15 protein-coding genes are annotated in these 19,718 nt (G+C 43.5%); 10 read left to right on the plus strand and 5 right to left on the minus strand.

Features of this window, described 5'->3' with window-relative positions; translation table 11 throughout:
- Nucleotides 1-222 precede the first annotated feature (222 nt).
- Both V7K62_RS01465 and V7K62_RS01470 read left to right on the plus strand, forming a co-directional pair.
- On the plus strand, nt 223-441 hold the full coding sequence (locus tag V7K62_RS01465; RefSeq protein WP_334860968.1) for a hypothetical protein: 219 nt from the start codon (nt 223-225) through the stop codon (nt 439-441).
- Between the two features lie 574 nt (nt 442-1,015).
- Entirely contained in the window at nt 1,016-1,327 is a 312-nt protein-coding gene (locus V7K62_RS01470) for a DUF6679 family protein (RefSeq protein ID WP_012408115.1), read from the plus strand.
- A 65-nt stretch (nt 1,328-1,392) separates the two neighbouring features.
- On the opposite strand, the gene V7K62_RS01475 is transcribed toward V7K62_RS01470, so the two are convergent.
- The 3 genes from V7K62_RS01475 to V7K62_RS01485 all read right to left on the minus strand — a co-directional run bounded on the left by V7K62_RS01475 (nt 1,393) and on the right by V7K62_RS01485 (nt 8,399).
- Nucleotides 1,393-3,063 (minus strand): MBL fold metallo-hydrolase, encoded by a 1,671-nt coding sequence (locus tag V7K62_RS01475; protein WP_334860970.1) that lies wholly within the window; start codon nt 3,061-3,063, stop codon nt 1,393-1,395.
- A gap of 697 nt (nt 3,064-3,760) precedes the next feature.
- Nucleotides 3,761-6,889 carry an efflux RND transporter permease subunit gene (locus tag V7K62_RS01480; protein ID WP_334860972.1) on the minus strand — a complete coding sequence of 1,043 codons (3,129 nt, stop codon included), beginning with the start codon at nt 6,887-6,889 and terminating at the stop codon, nt 3,761-3,763.
- 52 nt (nt 6,890-6,941) lie between these two features.
- Nucleotides 6,942-8,399 carry an efflux RND transporter periplasmic adaptor subunit gene (locus V7K62_RS01485; protein ID WP_334860974.1) on the minus strand — a complete coding sequence of 486 codons (1,458 nt, stop codon included), beginning with the start codon at nt 8,397-8,399 and terminating at the stop codon, nt 6,942-6,944.
- Between the two features lie 579 nt (nt 8,400-8,978).
- On the opposite strand from V7K62_RS01485, the gene V7K62_RS01490 reads away from it, so the two are divergent.
- The 4 genes from V7K62_RS01490 (at nt 8,979) to V7K62_RS01505 (ending at nt 12,141) form a co-directional block, all read left to right on the plus strand.
- Nucleotides 8,979-9,860, plus strand: coding sequence for an Npun_R2479 family HD domain-containing metalloprotein (locus V7K62_RS01490; RefSeq protein WP_334860976.1), 882 nt, complete (start codon nt 8,979-8,981; stop codon nt 9,858-9,860).
- A 148-nt stretch (nt 9,861-10,008) separates the two neighbouring features.
- On the plus strand, nt 10,009-11,124 hold the full coding sequence (locus tag V7K62_RS01495; RefSeq protein ID WP_334860978.1) for an ABC transporter permease: 1,116 nt from the start codon (nt 10,009-10,011) through the stop codon (nt 11,122-11,124).
- Nucleotides 11,125-11,200: 76 nt separating this feature from the next.
- Nucleotides 11,201-11,338 carry a hypothetical protein gene (locus V7K62_RS01500; RefSeq protein WP_334860980.1) on the plus strand — a complete coding sequence of 46 codons (138 nt, stop codon included), beginning with the start codon at nt 11,201-11,203 and terminating at the stop codon, nt 11,336-11,338.
- Between the two features lie 203 nt (nt 11,339-11,541).
- Nucleotides 11,542-12,141: a hypothetical protein gene (locus V7K62_RS01505; RefSeq protein WP_334860982.1), complete on the plus strand. Its 600-nt coding sequence runs from the start codon at nt 11,542-11,544 to the stop codon at nt 12,139-12,141.
- 22 nt (nt 12,142-12,163) lie between these two features.
- Here V7K62_RS01505 and V7K62_RS01510 read toward each other — a convergent pair whose 3' ends face one another.
- Together V7K62_RS01510 and V7K62_RS01515 are read right to left on the minus strand one after the other, a co-directional pair.
- Nucleotides 12,164-13,189, minus strand: a complete 1,026-nt coding sequence (locus tag V7K62_RS01510) for an ABC transporter permease (RefSeq protein ID WP_118169532.1) — start codon at nt 13,187-13,189, stop codon at nt 12,164-12,166.
- A 157-nt stretch (nt 13,190-13,346) separates the two neighbouring features.
- On the minus strand, nt 13,347-14,999 hold the full coding sequence (locus V7K62_RS01515; RefSeq protein ID WP_334860984.1) for an ABC transporter substrate-binding protein: 1,653 nt from the start codon (nt 14,997-14,999) through the stop codon (nt 13,347-13,349).
- A 631-nt stretch (nt 15,000-15,630) separates the two neighbouring features.
- Between V7K62_RS01515 and V7K62_RS01520 the strand changes: the two genes are divergently transcribed.
- From V7K62_RS01520 to V7K62_RS01535, 4 genes are all read left to right on the plus strand, one after another.
- Entirely contained in the window at nt 15,631-15,957 is a 327-nt protein-coding gene (locus V7K62_RS01520) for a hypothetical protein (protein WP_334860986.1), read from the plus strand.
- Nucleotides 15,958-16,437: 480 nt separating this feature from the next.
- Complete coding sequence (gene psbB / locus V7K62_RS01525) at nt 16,438-17,967, plus strand: photosystem II chlorophyll-binding protein CP47 (protein WP_334860988.1); 1,530 nt, start codon at nt 16,438-16,440, stop codon at nt 17,965-17,967.
- A 112-nt stretch (nt 17,968-18,079) separates the two neighbouring features.
- Nucleotides 18,080-18,187, plus strand: a complete 108-nt coding sequence (locus V7K62_RS01530) for a photosystem II reaction center protein T (protein ID WP_084227385.1) — start codon at nt 18,080-18,082, stop codon at nt 18,185-18,187.
- A gap of 294 nt (nt 18,188-18,481) precedes the next feature.
- On the plus strand, nt 18,482-19,705 hold the full coding sequence (locus V7K62_RS01535; RefSeq protein ID WP_334860990.1) for a 30S ribosomal protein S1: 1,224 nt from the start codon (nt 18,482-18,484) through the stop codon (nt 19,703-19,705).
- Nucleotides 19,706-19,718: the final 13 nt, after the last annotated feature.

Raw genomic sequence — 19,718 nt, forward strand, 5'->3', positions numbered from 1 at the left:
AATTTTGTTAAACCATCTAGCTTTTCAACATTGATGCTGAAAATTTCTGTGCCCTTCTATCTACGTATATTAATAAAGGGAGTATCAAAAACTCGTATTGTGATGTGAATCACTGAATCAGTGTAATACTAATCACATAGTATTAATGTTCCATATCAATTAGCAAGAAAGGAAAATATTCCACACTAGACCTAATAAATTGCTCACTCTGGCCTAATCAAGATGATTCGCACAATCATTGCGTCTGCTTTCCAAACTGGATATCTTAGTGTTGAATCTGAGGGTTTACTCCAGCAAGTGCTAGCCACTAAATGCTATCAGTCAGAGGATTTGCCAGACATCGCTGCCCTATACGATGCAGTTCGCGCAGGTAAAATTAAACGAGAAGCATCCTCGTCGAACGTGCTTATAGAATTTCCCCTACCGTATAAATCCTCCTGAGACTTCTGGAGTCGAATTTTCTCATTATCTTTCCCCTCTACCTCTTCCCCTACTATGTTGCCTTTTTTCAGGCAAAAACTTGAAAAATTCAAAACTATTTGGGTGTTGTTGTTGAAAAGCATCAAGGTCAGCAAGAGAATGAGTTAAGATCAGATACAAGTGGGTAAAAGTAAAGCCAAGTCCCCGGACTTCCCAGTAATGCCAATGAGTAAAAGTAGGCAAGTTAAACAACCGCATTCAACGATTCTTTTGGAGTATTCTTTATTACATAATGGTAAGAATGACTCACCAACAAATATGAACCTGGTTAGGACAGGTACTGAATTGTTTGACTTCTATGAAGCAGACATTCCCTAAAATGAGCCGGAGGGAGATTGAGTTCATTGCTAAAACAATTGATTTCTGACCCAACATTATCCTGATATTTTGACAACTAGAAGCAAGTCTTAGGATTGGGTCATGAAACGTACTTGTTCTGAACAGTGAAATGAACCTCTTAAAGGTGTAATGTAATGGGGTAGAACCCAGATTTTGACAGGTTTAACTACGTTGTTTAAAAAGGCAGAAACAGTACATGCTACACCGCAAGATTTATCAACTGTGTTGCGATGGGCGCGAGGTATGTGTTTTCTTGCGGGACCAGCAACGCTGGATTGAACGCGCCCGCATCATAGACATAGAGGGAGATTTAGTGACCCTACGCTATGAAACAGAAGAAGAGGATGAAGTTTGTTCTTGGGAAGAAATGGTTCGCCTTGAGAGCATTGGTGCTGTAACGCAAAAATTGGCTTCAGTACCACGCGGTAATGTAGAACCTCTGATGACTGAAGATTGTCCCGAAGCAGAGCGCATCCACAACCGTTACACTGACTCGAATCCAGAATAAATAATTAGTGCTGAGTGTTGAGTGCTGAGTGCTGAGTTAAAAAATCCTAACTCAGCATTAAGCATTCAGGACTCAGGACTAGATAAACGTTCAAAGGCAGGACAGTAACCTTCGAGAGTTACCTTAAAGTTATACAACGGTGAAGCTGGATTCCAACACCTCTGCCCCCTTTGGTGTCTGCAATTACCACAACAGTCTACATCTGTCCATGTATAGCGATCGCTATTTTGGTTGAGCAGTTCTCGTTGAGACAATCCCCTTAATACTAGTTCTTCCCCTTGCCAACGAGCTTCGATTAAACCAGTATCGGCAAATTGCCGCCAACGCGGATCAGCAGTAATCACATTGGGGAGGGTAATTGTGATTACTGTTCCTAACTCTGTCAGTTCGCCTTCGTAGTTAGTCTCTGGTGCTGCTGGTTGTAAAAATGTATCGCCGATGGGCAGTTCTACCAAGGTATCAGCCGCCGGGGAATGTATATGGTAGCGGTTTTGCAACTCCTCTAAGCTCGTCAGGTCTGCCAAGTACGCAGGAGAACCGTGGACAAAAATGACGTGCTGGGGTCGCAAATTATGAATTAGCTGCGTAGTACCAGGCCCATCACTATGTTGAGCCAATAGGTAGGTCTCGACAGTGGTAGGCGCTAAATATTCTTTATTAACTTTTATATCAATTTTTTCTGGTAGGAGAATCAGCCAAGGGCCGGTATCCAATTGGCAGTGTTCACTTAAATCAGATGTCGAGTCGGTGAGGACAATACAAGGTGACTTGCCTACACTGGGACGATGTTCTGGTTGTAAACGACGCACGCGGGGACGTACCCGTTCATCCCAAAACAGGGGTTGATGGCGGGCGAAGTTCTGCACCGATGGGGGGAGATGGGGTAGCAGTTCGAGGTATGCATCACACCCAGTGGCGACAGCACCATCTACCCAGATATCTAAATCTCGGCCGGTGAAGTGGTGATGCGATCGCAAGAGCATTAATAATTCTTGACCCAATCCTAAAGCCGGGGTGGGAAGGATTACAGAACAATGGTCAGCGATCGCTCGATTAATTCGCTCTGCGAGTTGATTTTCTTGGTTGCGGCGGTGAGGATGGCGGGATGTGCCATAACTGCCTTCAATGATTAGCACATCCAAGTCTAAGCCCCGCAGTTCTTCTAAACGCAAACCTTCTACCAGCCGGGAATTCGATAAGAAAAAGTCCCCTGTATACAGGAGTTTGTAAGTACGCTGCTGGGTGGTGTAGGTAAGGAGAATTGCTACTGCCCCTGGTAGATGCCCTGCGGGAAATAATTCTGCCACCAAACCATCTTGGAATTCCACAGGCGATCGCAAGGGTAAGGCATGACAAAATTGGGAAATTTTCTCAGGGTCTTCGTCCAGCCAATTCAGCGGCAGTAACTTGCTAGTCACCTCACTACCATAAATAGGTAACTTGGGAAAAGCTTTATGCAGTGCCAATAAGCCTTTAGCGTGATCTGGGTGGGCGTGACTAATCAAAACTAAATCTGCTGGTAGGGGCGAACTAGCTCCACGTCCCGACTTAGTAAGCCCCTTACCTAGTGATGAAATATCCTCCAAACCACAGTCCAACAGAATGCGGTGTGGGCCCATTTTCACCAATAAACACACGCCCTCATTGTCATGCTGAACACTATAGGGCAAACATTCTAATTCACTACCCGCTTCCGCAGCATCTACGCGAGAGGATGCCGACAGATTATCCCTCATGCTTTCCTCCCCTCAAACCTTATCATCATGGACATATCCCAAAATCCAAAAATTACACAAATTTTGGTTTTGTGACTTAGGGGTAAGTTTTATCGTGCGCCCCTACACCCTGAAAATACAGATTTTTGATTGGGGAGGACGCCTTCACCGAACCCGCACTGGTTCGGAAAGGTGGACTAACGAGAAGCCGTTAAACTAGGAGCTAAAGGATGCCTCTTGTTTATTTTCCCTTTGTAAGTTATAAGCGCTCTTAGCCAACTCATCCAACGGGAAGTCGCCCAAGCGTCTACAGACTTATCTCAATGTGCGGAGCCATTGCCATGATAGTTATCTGAATCATAGAATCCATTTTTCGTGCCAAAAAATAAGCACGAAAGCGTAAATATAACTGTTAATCCAGCTAGAATCAGCTTTACATCCATTTTTTTGCTGCCCCTTACTCTAAGACTTTCCTATACTAATTTAGTGCTTCCGCAATCAAACGCAATCACTAGAAAATCTTCACTATGCTTATGTGGATTGGGCAATAGGTAAATTTACCGCAATCAGTCAGATTGTAGAACTTTTCGGTCAAGCTGTCTATCTATCTAGATGTAAAGCAATATGACAGCAATATCTACGACGGGCTATGACGCTCGATGACTCGCTACCGCTTCGCTATCGGCGTCGCACAAATTTGGGCATTGGGCATGGGGCATTATGGGCGCGATGCTTTCTTACCAAAGCCATAGCGCAATCTATCCATAATCCAAGTTTGGAAGTTGTCAATGTAGCTAAATATCACTGGTACTACCACCAGTGTCAACAGGGTGGAAGTTGTGAAACCGCCCAAAATGGCAATTCCCATTGGTTGGCGAACTTCCGAACCCGCGCCAATTCCTAATGCTAAAGGTAGAGTACCTGCGATCGTTGCTAAAGAAGTCATTAAAATCGGGCGCAGACGTGACACGCCCGATTCTACGAGTGCCTGACGTTGGGTTTTGCCTGACTGCATGTTGATGATTGTATAGTCAACTAACAGAATCGAGTTTTTGGTGACAATCCCCAACAGCAACACAATGCCAATTAGGGCATATAGTCCCAAGGGTTTTTGGGCAAGCAGCAACGCTACCAATGCGCCGCCTAAACAAAAAGGCAAGGCTGCCATAATCGATAATGGATGGAGGAAGTTGTTATACAGCAGCACCAGAATTGCATAGATACACATTAATCCCAGTCCTAATGCACCGCCAAAGCGACCGAAAATCTCTTGCATAATTTTGGCACTGCCTGAAGGTTGCTGTACTACTCCTGGTGGTAAGTTTTGCATTGCAGGTAGTTTGTTGATTGTTTCTACTGCCTCTCCCAAAGAAAGCCCTTGCAAATTGGCTTCTACAGCAACTTGACGGGCGCGATCGTAGCGGTTAATGGTAGCAGGGCCGCTACCAAAGCGGATATCTGCTACTGCCACAAGGGGAACTAATCTACCATTTTGACTAGGGACTTGCAGATTTGTGATTGTATTGATGTCAGCCCTGGCTTTCGGGTCTATTTGGACACGAATGGGGATTTGGCGATCGCTTAAATTAAATTTTGCCAAGTTGGCCTCATTGTCGCCGATGGTGGCAAGGGAAGCAGTACGAGCGATCGCTTGTACTGTCACCCCCAAATCTGCTGCCCGTTGCGGGTTAGGAATTACTAAAATCTCTGGTTTCACCAAACTCGCAGTAGAAGCCACTTCTACCAATCCAGCTATGGATCGCATCTGCTTTTCTAGGGCATCAGCAGCTTGATTTAATGCTTGAGGATTTTCACTTCTAAGGACAATTGATAAACCTTTGCCAGTGTCACCTGGTGACTGACTTTTGAAACTAATTCTAGCTCCTGGTATTTGCTCAAAGTCAGGGCGCACTTGTTCCTCAAACTGTTTTTGGGAAATATTCCGTTCTTCTCTAGGTTTGAGATTAATGCTAAGGGTTGCAGAATTGATCTCTTCCGTTGCTAGTACACGTTCAACTAGTGGGTTTTGCCGGATGATGTCAGTCGCTTGTGTAACTACCTTGTTAACATCTGACAAAGTGGAACCAGGAGGTAATTCTATAGATACGTTAGAAATCCCGAAGTCGCCATCGTCAACGAAACCTTTGGGAATCAAGGGAACCAGCGTCAGACTGGCAACGAAGAAAGCTAAAGCGATCGCCATTGTTGTCAATCTATGGCGTAACGCCCACTCTAAGAGTGATCTATAAGGTTGAAAGCCTTGACGCTTTTCAGTTCTGAGTTTTCTACTTCCGTTCCCGCTACCTGGAAGTGTAAATTTAAAATTGAATAATTTTATTGTTCTCCCTGTTCCCCTACTCCCCTCCTCCTCTTTTAAAAGATACGCCCCCATCATGGGCGTAACCATCCGCGCTACAAGAGTTGAAAAAATTGTGGAAACGGCAACGGTAACACCAAATGGTTGAAAAAATTGCCCCGGAATCCCACCCATAAAGGCAACGGGCAGAAACACTGCAATAATCGTCGCTGAACTTGCGATTACCGCTAACCCTACTTCGTCGGAAGACTCAAAAGCAGCTTCCCAAGCTGACTTGCCCATAGCGATATGCCGTTCCATATTTTCAATTTCCACAACGGCATCATCTACCAAGTTGCCCACCGCCAGCGCTAATGCCAACAAAGTCATGTTGTTGAGGGTGTAACCAAGGGCTTGCTGTACTGCGAAGGTGGGAATTATTGACAGGGGTAAGGCAACAGCGGTAATCAATGTTGCTCGCCAGTCCTGCAAAAATACTAAAATAACAATCACCGCTAACACTGAAGCTTGAATCAATTCATCAATGGTGCTTTGATAAGATTGGCGGACAATATCGGCCCTAGTAAAAATTAAATCCAGTTTGACATCTGGGGGAAGGGTTTTTTCCAGTTCTTTGACTGCTGCTTTCACTCCTTGTTCAACAGTCACCAGAACGCTGCCAGTACTACGCAACACTTGGAAAGCTACCACGGGTTGATTATTCAAGCGGGCAGCTTGACGCACGTCGCCAAATTTATCTTCTACGGTTCCCAGGCTGGATAAAGGTACGGAACCACCTTGTGGTAAAAGGATTTCGTAGGTTTTCAAAAGATCCACACTGGTGGCACTTCCTAAAGTGCGGATACTTTGTTCGCTACCACCAACTTCGGCACGTCCACCGGGTAAGTTAATGTTCAAAGCGCGGATTTGGTCGTTTACCTGGGTGGCGGTAATTGCCAAAGATTGTAAGCGGTTGGGATTAAGATTAATCCGAATTTCTCGGTCAACCCCACCCACACGCTGAATTTGTGCTACACCACGAACTCCCAATAAGGCACGGCTAATAGTTTGGTCTACAAGGTTGCTTAATTCTTCTACAGAACGCTGATCTGATTTAACTGCGTAGGTAATCACCGGGCCGCCGGAAAATTCCAGACGTTCCACAATCGGATCGTTGATATCTTGGGGTAAATCTTGGCGAATTTGAGCGATCGCATTCCGAACATCATTGGTGGCGCGATCGCTATCTGTACCCAAAACAAAATTGATTGTTGTCTTAGAATTCCCATCGCTGACGGTGGAAATCATATAATCGATATTGCCCAACCCCGCGACAGCATCTTCAATTTTTTTCGTCACTTGGGATTCTAGTTCTGCTGGGCCTGCACCCGGTTGGGTGACTTTAATCAAAACTGTTGGCACATCAATATTTGGGTTAGTATCAATCCCCAAGGATATGAAGGAGAACCAACCCATCACTGTCAAAATTAAAAATAAAACTATCGTGGGAACAGGTTTTTTAATCGACCAGGCTGAGATATTAAAAGACATTGGGAAACTTTAGATTTTAGATATTGGGTTAGACATTAAATATTAGAAATTATTAATTTGCAACTCGAACCCGATCGCCATCTTTGAGATAGCCTGCACCATCAACTACGACGCGATCGCCTAACTGTAACCCACTCTTAATTTCCACTGTGTCGCCGTTACCAGGATCTCCTAACTCTACTTTCTGGCTGCGGACTAGATTTTTAGCCGACAAGATGAATACAATTACACTTGCGTCTGCTTGGGATTGCACCGCTTTTTGCGGTACTACCATCCTCATCCCTGAGTTAGTAGTAATTGCAGCACTAGCAAACATTCCTGGTTTAAGTGAAGTTGTTGGCGGTAAGTCAATTTTTACTGTCGCCTCACGTCTTTGATCGTTTACCTGTGGTTGTATATCTCTGACTCGTCCCTGCGATCGCACTCGCCGATCGACATCAGAAGTAATTTGCACCGATGCGCCAATTTTCACCTGAGTTAGTTGAGTTTCGGGCACCTTCGCCTGAAGTTCGAGTTTTTCATCTCGGATAATCGAAAATAGCTTTTGTGTGCCACCAATCACAGTTCCCACCTGGGTTTGCGGCGGTATACCAGTGACATCACCTACTCTAGCTAGTTTCTCGGCGATTACTCCCGAAACCGGCGCACGCACCACAGTTTGTCCCAACTGAGTTTGCAGCTGTTGCACCTTAGCAGCACTGCTGCGAACATCAGCTTTGGCTTTGTTGATAATAGCTTGGGCGTTACCAATATTGGCTTGAGCGCTGCCGATATTAGCCTGGGCACTACGCACATTTTCTTGGGACAGATTCACAACTTGTATGGCAGTTTTCACATTGTAGGAACGAGTATCGAGTTCTTGCTTACTAATCGTTCCAGAGTCAGCGAGTTGTTGATAGCGCTGATAATTTTTACTTGCTTCTTCTAGCCTTGCCTTAGCTTGAGCTAAATCGGCTTGTTTTTGTTGGACTATCGCTTTATTTGATGCCAAATCTGCCTGTTTGGATGCCAAATCTGCTTGTTTGGATGCCACATCTGCTTGTTTCGATTCTACATCTGCTTTTGCTTGGCTAATTTGGCTTTGCAGTATGGAACCATCCAACACCGCCAACACTTGACCTTGTTTAACAAAAGCTCCTTCTTTCACATTTTCCGGGATGCTTTTAATTTGTAAGCCGTTTGTCTGCGGTAGCACCGGAATTAAATCACTCGCTGCTACAGTCCCAGTCGTTTTAAGGGTACGAACAACACGGGCGGTTTCTACTGTGGCGATGGTGACTGTCATCGCTGGGTTAACTTTTTTATCCGCTACCGCACTTTGTTGACGGGATGGAAAACGATTTAATACACTCATCCCAACCAAGGCGATCGCGATTCCTAAACCAGCACCCAAGAATAATGGCTTCAACCATGCCCTGGTGAGTTTTTGATCTGATTTCCTCAAAGAGCTAGTATCTTCAGAGGTTACAGGTTCTTCCACCTCAACTTCTAAAACACTTTCATCGCTCACAGTTTCACCTCCACTTTCTGTCTATGCATACAAATCTTGGTATTTTCTTAAGAAAACTTGAAATTTATTTACTTCATATCAACTATGACGCATTTCCTAGTAAATGTCTTTGATGTGCGATAGTATATAATATAACTTTCTTTCTAAGAGAAATTACTATGAAAAAATGCTAAAAAATATTATTTAGATTATGATGCAAAAAATTATCTCATCTCATACAGCTACTCTATGTCACACAGTATCCGTATTTAGATCACTGCCAACCAAGGCTTAGATATGAAAGACTGAGAAAGCTCATCTAAATTTATCTCAATTAGAATCAAAAGCATTTATGTACTTTGGTACACCAGAAAATTCTTTTTTATACGCAATCTATGATTCCTCTAAAGCCTTTGTGTTGCCAGGAAGCCATGCAATACCATCTAACCCAGGCATAGATAAAGCTAGCGTCCACAGCTAGACGTGAGTTACAAAGGAGCAAACTCCATTGCCTTAAATTCCAGCAAGAGTGTCCTTGATTATGGAATCTTGAAATCAATCAAATCAATAAATAATTGGTATTTACCAGAGTAACCAGATATGTTCAATGCCACTGAAATTTTAATTGATGCCTTTGTAAATGAAATTCGAGACGGCTACCGTCGCACTTATGGCTGCTTTAAAAATGATTATCAGGACATTATCGCCTGGGCAGGTAACATGGCTTTGGAAAACATTGCCAATAGCGACGCCCTTTACCATAATGTTGAACACACTGTTCTAGTCACCCTGGTGGGACAAGAAATTTTACGTGGCAAACACATCAGAGAAGGTGGTGTTTCCAGTGAAGACTGGTTGCATTGCATCATTTCTTTGGTGAGTCATGATATTGGCTATGTTAAGGGAGTTTGCCGACAAGACCGAGAAACAGCAGGCTTATATGCCACAGGTAAAAATGGCAGAATGATTTCTGTAGCTTCTGGCGCTTCTGATGCCAGTCTGACGCCGTATCATGTTGATAGAGCCAAGCTCTTTATTGATGAGCGTTTTGGAGGTCACAAGTTAATAGACGCTGAGGCAATTAAGAGCAATATTGAATTGACTCGATTTCCGGTACCTGCGGCAGAAGATCATCAAGATACAAAGTGCTTTGCAGGATTAGTACGTGCTGCTGATTTGATTGGTCAACTAAGTGACCCGCGTTACCTAAAGAAAATTACTTCTTTATTTTACGAATTTGAAGAAACTGGTGTGAATAAAGTTTTAGGCTATAAAACCCCTGCCGATTTACGTAATAACTACGCTAAGTTTTATTGGAATGGCGTATATCCCTATATCCAAGAAGGACTGCATTACCTATCATTGACACAACAAGGAAAACAAATTCTCGCTAATCTCTACTCAAACGTGTTTGTTGTGGAACATGAAAAACAACAGGAAGAACAGCAGCGGTATTTAGAGAAGTTAGCAGTTGGGAGTTAAGAGTTATTCAATTTTGGATTTTAGATTTTTTATTCAATCTAAAATCCAAAATTGGCAGAGTTGGGAGTTAAGAATTATTAATGATGAGTTATGAATTAAAATGAAAGCTTAATAACTCATAACACCTAACTTATAACTCCTAACTACTATGGATTGGTGGCGACGACTTAAGAAAAATCCTTTGGCACGATTTGGGGCAATTTTGCTGTTAATTTTCTATATAGGAGTAATTGCAGCTGATTTCGTAGCTCCTTATGACCCCTATGCCTCACAGCCTAATGGTTCACTGCTGCCACCAACTAAGATACGCTGGGTTTCTCAATCAGGGCAGTTTATCGGCCCTTATGTTTATCCGACAACTCAGGGAGATACGAATTTAGATACAGGCGATCGCCAACTCATTGTAGACTCGACAAAGCCCTCACCCCTGCGTCTATTTGTTTCCGGGCCAGAATACCGATTGTTGCAGATGAGTTTGCCACTACCTCCGAAGTGGGATGAAGTGACAATATTTCCTGGTATTCCCTTAAATTGGCATTTATTTGGCACAACAAGTGGCGCAAAAGTCAATATTTTGGGCACTGATGACCAAGGCCGCGACCAATTTAGTCGCCTCCTGCATGGCGGCCGCATCAGTATGTTTATCGGGATTTTTGGCATTATCATTACCTATCCCCTCGGTTTGCTCATCGGGGGAATTTCTGGCTATTTCGGCGGTGTGACTGATAGCGTCATTATGCGCTTGGCAGAAGTGCTAATGACTTTCCCTAGTATTTATCTTTTGGTAACATTGGGCGCAGTCTTACCAGCGGGTTTAAGTAGTACCCAGCGCTTTTTGCTGATTGTGGTGATTACTTCAGTTATTAGCTGGGCTGGTTTAGCACGGGTCATTCGAGGACAGGTACTATCAATTAAAGAGCGAGAATTTGTCCAAGCAGCGCGTGCAATGGGCGGGAACCCAATTTATATCATCCTCCGCCATGTTTTGCCGCAAACGGCTAGTTATATCGTTATCTCTGCAACTCTTGCAATTCCCAGCTTTATTGGTGCAGAGGCGATACTGAGTCTCATCGGCTTGGGTATTCAACAACCAGACCCATCTTGGGGAAATATGCTTTCTCTGGCTAGCAATGCTTCAATTTTGGTGTTGCAACCTTGGTTAATATGGCCGCCGGCTGTGCTGATTATTCTCACAGTGCTGGCATTCAACTTACTCGGTGATGGACTCAGAGATGCACTCGACCCGCGTAGTTTAAGAAGATAAGCCTTCAGAATAGCAAATGCTGTCGCCGAAATAGCAAATGCGATCGCTGATATAGGACTAGTATTTGATTTTTGAAATGCACGTAGTGGACTGTCATGGCTTTAATAGTGCATTAGACGTAGGTTGGGTGGAGCCGGAGCGCAACCCAACAGATTATCAGGATGTTGGGTTACGCAAAGCCTCCACCCAACCGACAATTTTTTTGCAACATTAAAGCCATTACAGTCCACTACAAGACTACCGAGATTTTTTCAGAAATCAAATATGATTCCTATATAACAAATACGTAGGCGTAGCCAGCCGTAGGCATCACCAAAATAGCAGCAACAGAATTGTTGACGGTAGTTTCTACTTTAACTTGGATGTTGGACGGTAATTTCACTCTTCTGTTTAAAAGTGAAAGGGAGTATTCGTTTTATGGCTTACAGCGAGTTTAGTTTAGCTAAAGCAAAACAAGAGTTTAGTTTAACCACATTAGAAAAACGCGATATTTTCGCTGCTGTTCCTGAATTAACAGCGAGTAATTTACTTGCAGAAACACTCAATTACAACCTGGAGATCGCTTTAGGTAGTAATAGTGAAAAAGCTCGTTCTGAATTAATTATTGCTCCAATTTTAGTTGATTTACGCCGACAATTCCGCGAACAAATTGGTTTATTTTCTGGAGTAGATTTCACTGTCGATAATAGCAAAGGATTAAACGGCACTTGCGATTTTATTATTACTAAATCTCCAGAAATTCTAATTTTGACAGCACCAGTAATTACAGTTGTAGAAGCTAAAAAAGAAAATATTAATGCGGGTTTGGGTCAGTGTGCAGCAGAAATGGTAGCAGCCCAAATTTTTAATCAGCAAGCTGCAACTGAGATTAAAACAATTTACGGAGCAGTCACAACGGGCAGTATTTGGCAATTTCTCAAACTAGAAGCACAAACATTGACCATCGATTTAAGCGAATATTATCTCAAAGATGTGAATAAAATTCTTGGTATTTTAGCAAGTGGTATTTCTCAATAAAATTAATAAAATGTCAAGCAGCTTAATACCGAATTCGCGGATCTACATAAGCATTTAAAATATCAATCAAAATGCTGGCACTCACAACGATCGCACCAAAAAAGACTAGCACTCCCTGAACTGTGGGATAATCGCGATCGGCGATCGCTTGATACAATCGATTGGCTAACCCAGGCCAAGAAAATGTTACCTCTGTCAAAATCGCCCCACCCAACAGAGATGCAAAGGTTAATCCTAAGACTGTAATCACTGGAATTAAAGCATTTTTTAAAGCGTGGGAGGCTAAAATCTTATTTTCACCAATACCTCTGGCTCTAGCGGCTTCTACATAATCGGCTTGCAAGGTTTGCTTTAAATTCACTCGCACAATTCGTTCAAAAATCCCACTGAGCAAAATTCCTAGTGTGAGACTCGGTAGGGCAAGATGATGCAAAGATGTGAAAAACTGAGTGAAGTTTCCACCGAGTAGACTATCAATTGTATACAATCCAGTGACAGTAGTCGGAGCCGGCAGATTAGGCGGAAAGCGGTTGGAATTAGGAAACCAACCCAATTGGACTGAGAAAATCAACTGCAAAAGCATTCCCGCCCAAAACATGGGAAGTGCGTAGGTAATGATACCAAATAAGCGCCCACCGACATCAAAATATGTTCCAGGACGAGAAGCCGAAAGAGTCCCAACCGCGATTCCGACGATGAGTGCAACCGCCATACTACATACTGCTAACTCCACCGTCGCCGGGAAATATTGCCCAATTATGTCCCAAACATTCTGCCCCCGACTCATTAAAGATGTTCCCAAGTCAAAGCGTAGTATGCTTCCCAAATAATTGAGATACTGTAGCCACAGGGGAAGATTTAAACCGAGTTGTTTTCGCAATTCTTCTTTAGCTGCTTCTGGCGCACGTCCACCGAGAATTGCATCTGCTGGATCTCCTGGTGTTGCTCTTAGTAAAAGAAATACAATGGTGATGATAGTTAATAGCTGAAGTGGTGCGAGAAGCAACCGAGAAACAATGTAATATTGTAAAGCTTTAGAGCGAGACATAAGTAATTTAAATTTTAAAATTCACAAAGCACTTTTGAGAACTATTTTAGCTATCAAATAGATAGATATTGAACAAGAAATTTTTTATCGAATAGTCAAAAGTCAATAGTCAACAGTTATTACTAATGACTAATGACTAATGACTAATGACCAATGACTACTTTTTAATTGTCTGGTAGACCAGAATTTGGGTAGGGTTAAGTTGTACGCTACTAACACCTTTTTGGGCAAATACATAGTCTTTGTTTTGCCATAAGGGAACGTAAGGTACATCAGTAGTTACTTGCGTTTGAATTTCTGTAAAAATTTTCTGACGCGCTTCGGGGTTTTGTTCTTTGCGTTGCTGATCGATCAGTTTATTTATGGCTTCGCTATAGTAGAACGAACCCTGAGTTTGACTACCTCCATCTTCGCATCCTTTAGCAACTGAACCTTTGTCACAAGACAAAAACGGCTGGACGTAATTATCTGGATCTAAAAAGTCTGGATACCAATCAAGTAAAGCTGCTGGATACAAACCCTTAGCAATGTCTTTAAAGAAGGCTGGCCCTTCGGCGGGGGTGACTTCAAATTGCAGTATTCCATCCATTTTGACATCGACAAGGGATTTGAGTGTCTGTGCTGCCAAACTCCGAGTAGGCGAACTAGAAGGATACCAAAGTTGTACTTTTGCAGGATTTTCTTTGGAGAAGCCAGCAGTAGTTAACAATTTTTTAGCTTGATCAAAGTTAGCATCGCCATATTTCTCTTTGAATAATGGCACAGAAACTTTAAACGTTGTGGGAATCATGCTATATAGCGGATCTGCTTGACCAAGTAAGACTCGCTCGTTTAAAAGTGGACGGTCAATTATGGATGCGATCGCTTGTCTTACCTCTAATTTATCTAAAGGCTTTTGATTTCGGTTTAATACCAGATAACTTACTACACTACCGTTAGCAGCGATCGCTTGCCAATCCCCTTTTTTACCACCTTCTTCCAAGCTGCGATTTTGATCTGGCTGTAGCGAGAGATAAGCTACATCCACTGCACCTGTACGGAAAGCATTAAACAAATTAACCGGACTAGTTTGAATTTGGAGGTTAACACCCTTGTTAGCTGGTTTTTCTCCCCAATACTGATCAAACACATCAAATCGGATAGAATCAGTACCATACTGTCCTAATTTGTAAGGGCCAGTCCCCACAAAAATATTCGGCTTGAATTTACCAGCACCGAGTTCGTAAGCTTTGGGTGAAACTGCACATATCCCAGGAAATGCTAGCAGTGAAGGAAACGCTGCAAAGGGCTTTTTCAGCTTGATGGTTAACTCATACTCGCTTGTAGGTTTTATCGAATCTACTATATCAGTTAGTAAGAATGAGGGTTTTCCTTTATTTTCAATAAAACGCTGGATGGTAAAGGCCATTGCTTGAGCGTTAAAGGGAGTTCCATCGTGAAAAACTACTCTCTGACGTAAGGGGATGGTATAAGTTAAGCCATCTTGACTGACTTTGGGTAATGCTGTAGCTAGCTGGGGCTTAATTTCGGTGCTTCCTGCTTCGTAGTTGTAGAGGCGATCGCTCATATTAAACACCAAACCTAAAGATGCTAACTCATAAGCATCAGCCGGATCAAGTGTTCTTGGCTTTGCTGTTGTACCGATAGTAATCCGACCATCACCTGTAGGGGTATTTACAGAACCAGATGGCGGCGTAGAAGAGTTAGGACGAGGAGCGCAACTAACAACCAAAAATAAACATAGACAGAACAAAGATAGGAATTGTGTAATCCGACCCCACCGTTTCACGGACAAGGAAAACCAGGTCATAACAGTAATATATTTGATATCAGCGGTCAGCAATTTTACTACATTTGTGACTCTTGTGCTGAATCTTCACAATTATAGCGGTTCTCGGTTCTCCTTTCGATGGAACACGCGCTTTAATTGGCAATGCTCACGGCTCAGTATATACGTATAAAAAACAGAACTTGTACAGCCAAATGAAAGAAAACTTATTCTAAATCATGACTCGGTAGCCGTCTAAATCAAAACTTTGTGGCGGATACTCGACTTCATAGTTAAGTTTATTGCTAATGCGCGATGTCTACGACGGGCGTAGCTGCGGAACTATTTTGTGACAAAAAATCATTGACAAAAATACACAGTTTGACGTTTGTTAAGTACTGAAAAATTTTTATTTAATTAAGATTTTCAACATTGGCTAAATTTGTCGTAAATTCATAGTTACTAGGAAAATAGGTCTGTTAAGCTTTGACCTTAGCCCAAGTAGTCTAAGTTGAGATTTTACCTGTTGCTGCTTGGGAACAGACACCCATAGAGCAGTTTCTCGTCAAAATCGACTGGATTGTAAAAAAGAAGAGTGTTTGGACATCAGCGAAATCAAGCGATCGCGATATCGTTAACAACAGATTGAAAGTCTAATAGTGAGACTAAGACCGTGAAGTATTTCTTTCTATCTGACGGATGGGCAGTTGCTAGAGTCTGGGCATCTGATGGACTCTGGCAAATAACTGCATGGCGACGCCAACCAGATATTCAGCGAATGAATATTTGTTTAGTTGAAGAAAATGAACTGCTATGGCTTTATCGAGTTGAAGAAGCCATTTTAACCGTGGAAGTGAAGCCAATAACACCAGTAATTGCTAGTAAGACCATAGGTCAAGTAGTACTCAAGCGTCTAATGAGTGCCGAACAGGTAATCGAACGCCTGGGTACAGCTGAGACGAAGTGTCATCTGCAAAATATTGAGTTGGTAGTTCAGTAGATATTGGGCATGGGGAAAAGACAAGGGAGACAAGGAACAGGGGGAAGACAAGGGAGGGATTGATTCAATAATTCCCCCTTGTCTCCCTTGTCCTCCTTGTCCCCATTCCCCACTCCCCAAGTAAAGAAAAGATAAGCAAATTTAATCTGTGATGGTTATTGGTAGCGAAAAAACTTGGACATGCTACGCGATCGCATCAATTTACACGCTTGCAAACAATTCCATCAATAGTTACACTTTTTAAAACATTCTCATTTTTGCTTGGCGATGGCTACCCTAACATAGGTAAACCTCCCGAAGCGAGTAAGCATTGCCAAAGCACCCACACTGTCTGACTTATTAAGACTAACCTGTGGTAAAACTCTGGCTCTGGCAATAACAAAAAACAAGAGAGAGTTTTATGAGTGGCGATTTTCGTCTCTCATAACCTCAGTAAGAAAATTGCTTTGTAAACTAACTCATCGAGGAGGAGCGTAGTCAATGGGACTACCCTGGTACCGAGTACATACAGTCGTTCTGAATGATCCAGGGCGGCTAATTTCTGTACACTTAATGCACACAGCCTTAGTAGCAGGCTGGGCTGGTTCGATGGCACTCTACGAACTGGCTGTTTTTGACCCTAGCGATCCGGTTCTCAACCCGATGTGGCGTCAAGGAATGTTCGTTCTGCCCTTCATGTCACGTTTGGGCGTTACCCAATCTTGGGGTGGTTGGAACGTTACTGGTGGCCCATCCATTGATCCTGGCTTCTGGTCATTTGAAGGCGTTGCTGCCGCTCACATTGTTCTTTCCGGTCTGCTGTTCCTAGCCGCCGTATGGCACTGGGTTTACTGGGATTTGGAACTCTTTAGAGATCCCCGCACTGGTGAACCCGCCCTAGACTTGCCAAAGATGTTTGGCATTCACCTGTTCTTATCTGGTCTACTTTGTTTTGGATTTGGTGCTTTTCACGTCACCGGACTATTTGGGCCGGGGATATGGGTTTCTGACGCCTATGGTATAACTGGTGCCGCGCAGTCAGTAGCACCAGAATGGGGACCAGATGGTTTTAACCCATATAACCCTGGTGGCATTGCGGCTCACCACATTGCTGCTGGTGTTGTTGGTATTATTGCAGGCTTATTCCACCTGACAGTCAGACCCCCCGAACGGCTCTACAAAGCCCTACGGATGGGGAACATTGAAACAGTACTTTCTAGCAGTATTGCAGCAGTCTTCTTTGCTGCTTTCGTTGTTGCTGGTACTATGTGGTACGGTAATGCCGCCACACCCATTGAATTGTTTGGCCCTACCCGCTATCAATGGGATCAAAGCTACTTCCGTCAGGAAATTGATCGTCGCGTTCAAACTAGCGTTGCTCAAGGCGCAAACCTAACGGAAGCTTGGTCGCAAATTCCCGAAAAGCTGGCTTTCTACGATTACGTCGGTAATAGCCCCGCTAAAGGCGGTCTATTCCGTACAGGGCCGATGGTGAAGGGTGATGGCATTGCCCAATCTTGGCAAGGTCACGCCGTATTCAAAGATTCTGAAGGACGGGAATTGACCGTGCGTCGTCTCCCCAACTTCTTTGAAACCTTCCCAGTGATTTTGACTGATGCAGATGGAGTTGTCCGCGCTGACATTCCCTTCCGTCGGGCAGAATCTAAGTATAGCTTCGAGCAATCTGGTGTCACCGTTAGTTTCTACGGTGGCAATCTGAATGGTAAAACCTTTACAGAACCAGCTGATGTGAAGAAGTATGCCCGGAAAGCTCAAGGCGGTGAAATCTTTGAATTTGACCGGGAAACCTTGAACTCTGATGGTGTATTCCGCACCAGTCCTAGAGGTTGGTTTACCTTTGGACACGCCGTATTTGCTCTGCTGTTCTTCTTTGGTCATCTCTGGCATGGCGCTCGGACAATCTACCGAGACGTATTTGCTGGTGTTGATGCGGATCTAGAAGAGCAAGTTGAGTGGGGTCTATTCCAGAAAGTGGGTGATAAGTCAACCCGCCGGAAGGAAGCCCTCTAATTTCAGTGCTGAGTTCTGAGTGCTGAGTTCCGAGTTAAGGCTCTGACTCAGTACTCAGCTGAGTCAGCATTCAAAACTTTAATTACTGGCTTGATAGGCAGGAAATCGTAATATGGAAAGCGTTGCGTACATCTTGATTTTTACTCTGTGTATAGGTACTCTCTTCTTCGCGATCGCATTTCGCGAACCCCCTCGCTTTGAGAAACCAAAAGATAAGTAGAGCCTATTCCCAGACTTTTAAGTGGATTTAATCTTAATATCCGTTGCTACTAAGCATGGTGGCAACGGATATTATTGTGTTCGTCCTTTGTTGGTTTTCACTACTAAGTAAATGACAAATCATTTTTATATTGTGATATAATTTCCAATCTTGGGAGTAGATATGTGTTAATGCTAGCTTTTCTGCGCTAGGATGAAAAAGGATGTTTTGTGTAGGCTGCCATAGAACTGCTTACATAACGCATCGCGCTTGTCGCACCACCTTTACGGAGACTAGAACCAGGAACAAATCAGCATGGTCAATCAGAATTTAACCGCTACAGAAATTGGATTCACTCACGAAGATTTCGCTGCTCTACTTGACAAATACGATTATCATTTTAGCCCTGGTGATGTTGTCCCAGGAACAGTTTTCAGTATAGAGCCGCGCGGCGCTCTGATTGACATTGGTGCTAAAACCGCAGCATATATACCTATACAAGAAATGTCTATTAACCGGGTGGATAGCCCGGAAGAAGTATTACAGTCAAACGAAACACGGGAGTTTTTCATCCTTACCGATGAAAACGAAGATGGTCAATTAACCCTTTCAATTCGCCGTATTGAATATATGCGGGCTTGGGAGCGCGTGCGACAGCTACAAGCAGAAGATGCAACTGTACGTTCTGGCGTGTTTGCAACCAATCGCGGTGGAGCATTGGTACGGATTGAGGGATTACGTGGCTTTATCCCAGGTTCCCACATCAGTACCCGCAAACCTAAAGAAGAATTGGTAGGCGAGGATCTACCATTGAAATTCCTAGAGGTAGACGAAGAACGTAATCGCCTAGTTCTATCTCACCGTCGGGCGCTGGTTGAGCGCAAGATGAACCGCCTAGAAGTCGGCGAAGTAGTAATTGGTACTGTTCGTGGGATCAAGCCCTACGGTGCTTTCATCGACATTGGCGGCGTCAGTGGTCTACTGCATATTTCTGAGATTTCTCACGAACATATTGATACACCTCATAGCGTGTTCAATGTCAATGATGAAGTGAAAGTTATGATCATTGACTTGGATGCAGAAAGGGGTCGGATTTCCCTATCTACCAAGCAGCTAGAACCCGAACCCGGTGATATGATTAAAAACCGGGATTTGGTTTACGATAAGGCGGAAGAAATGGCTGCTAAGTATCGTGAACAGCTATTAGCCAAGCAGCAAGGTGCTGCTGCTGCGCCGGCTGCACCTGCGGAAGTTGTAGCAGACGAAGAAATTCCACCAGCAGCGGAACTTGAAGAAGAAATTCCACCAGCAGCAGAACTTGAAGAAGAAATTCCACCAGCAGCGGAACTTGAAGAAGAAATTCCACCAGCAGCGGAACTTGAAGAAGAAATTCCAGTAGTTGCGGAAGTTGTAGCAGACGAAGAAATTCCACCAGCAGCAGAACTTGAAGAAGAAATTCCAGTAGTTGCGGAAATTGAAGAAGAAATTCCAGTAGCGACAGAAACTGAAGAGGGAATTCCAGCAGGTATTGAAGAATAATAGATTTTTTATA

The organism is Nostoc sp., from assembly GCF_036917935.1.
In the GTDB taxonomy this organism is placed as follows: domain Bacteria; phylum Cyanobacteriota; class Cyanobacteriia; order Cyanobacteriales; family Nostocaceae; genus Nostoc.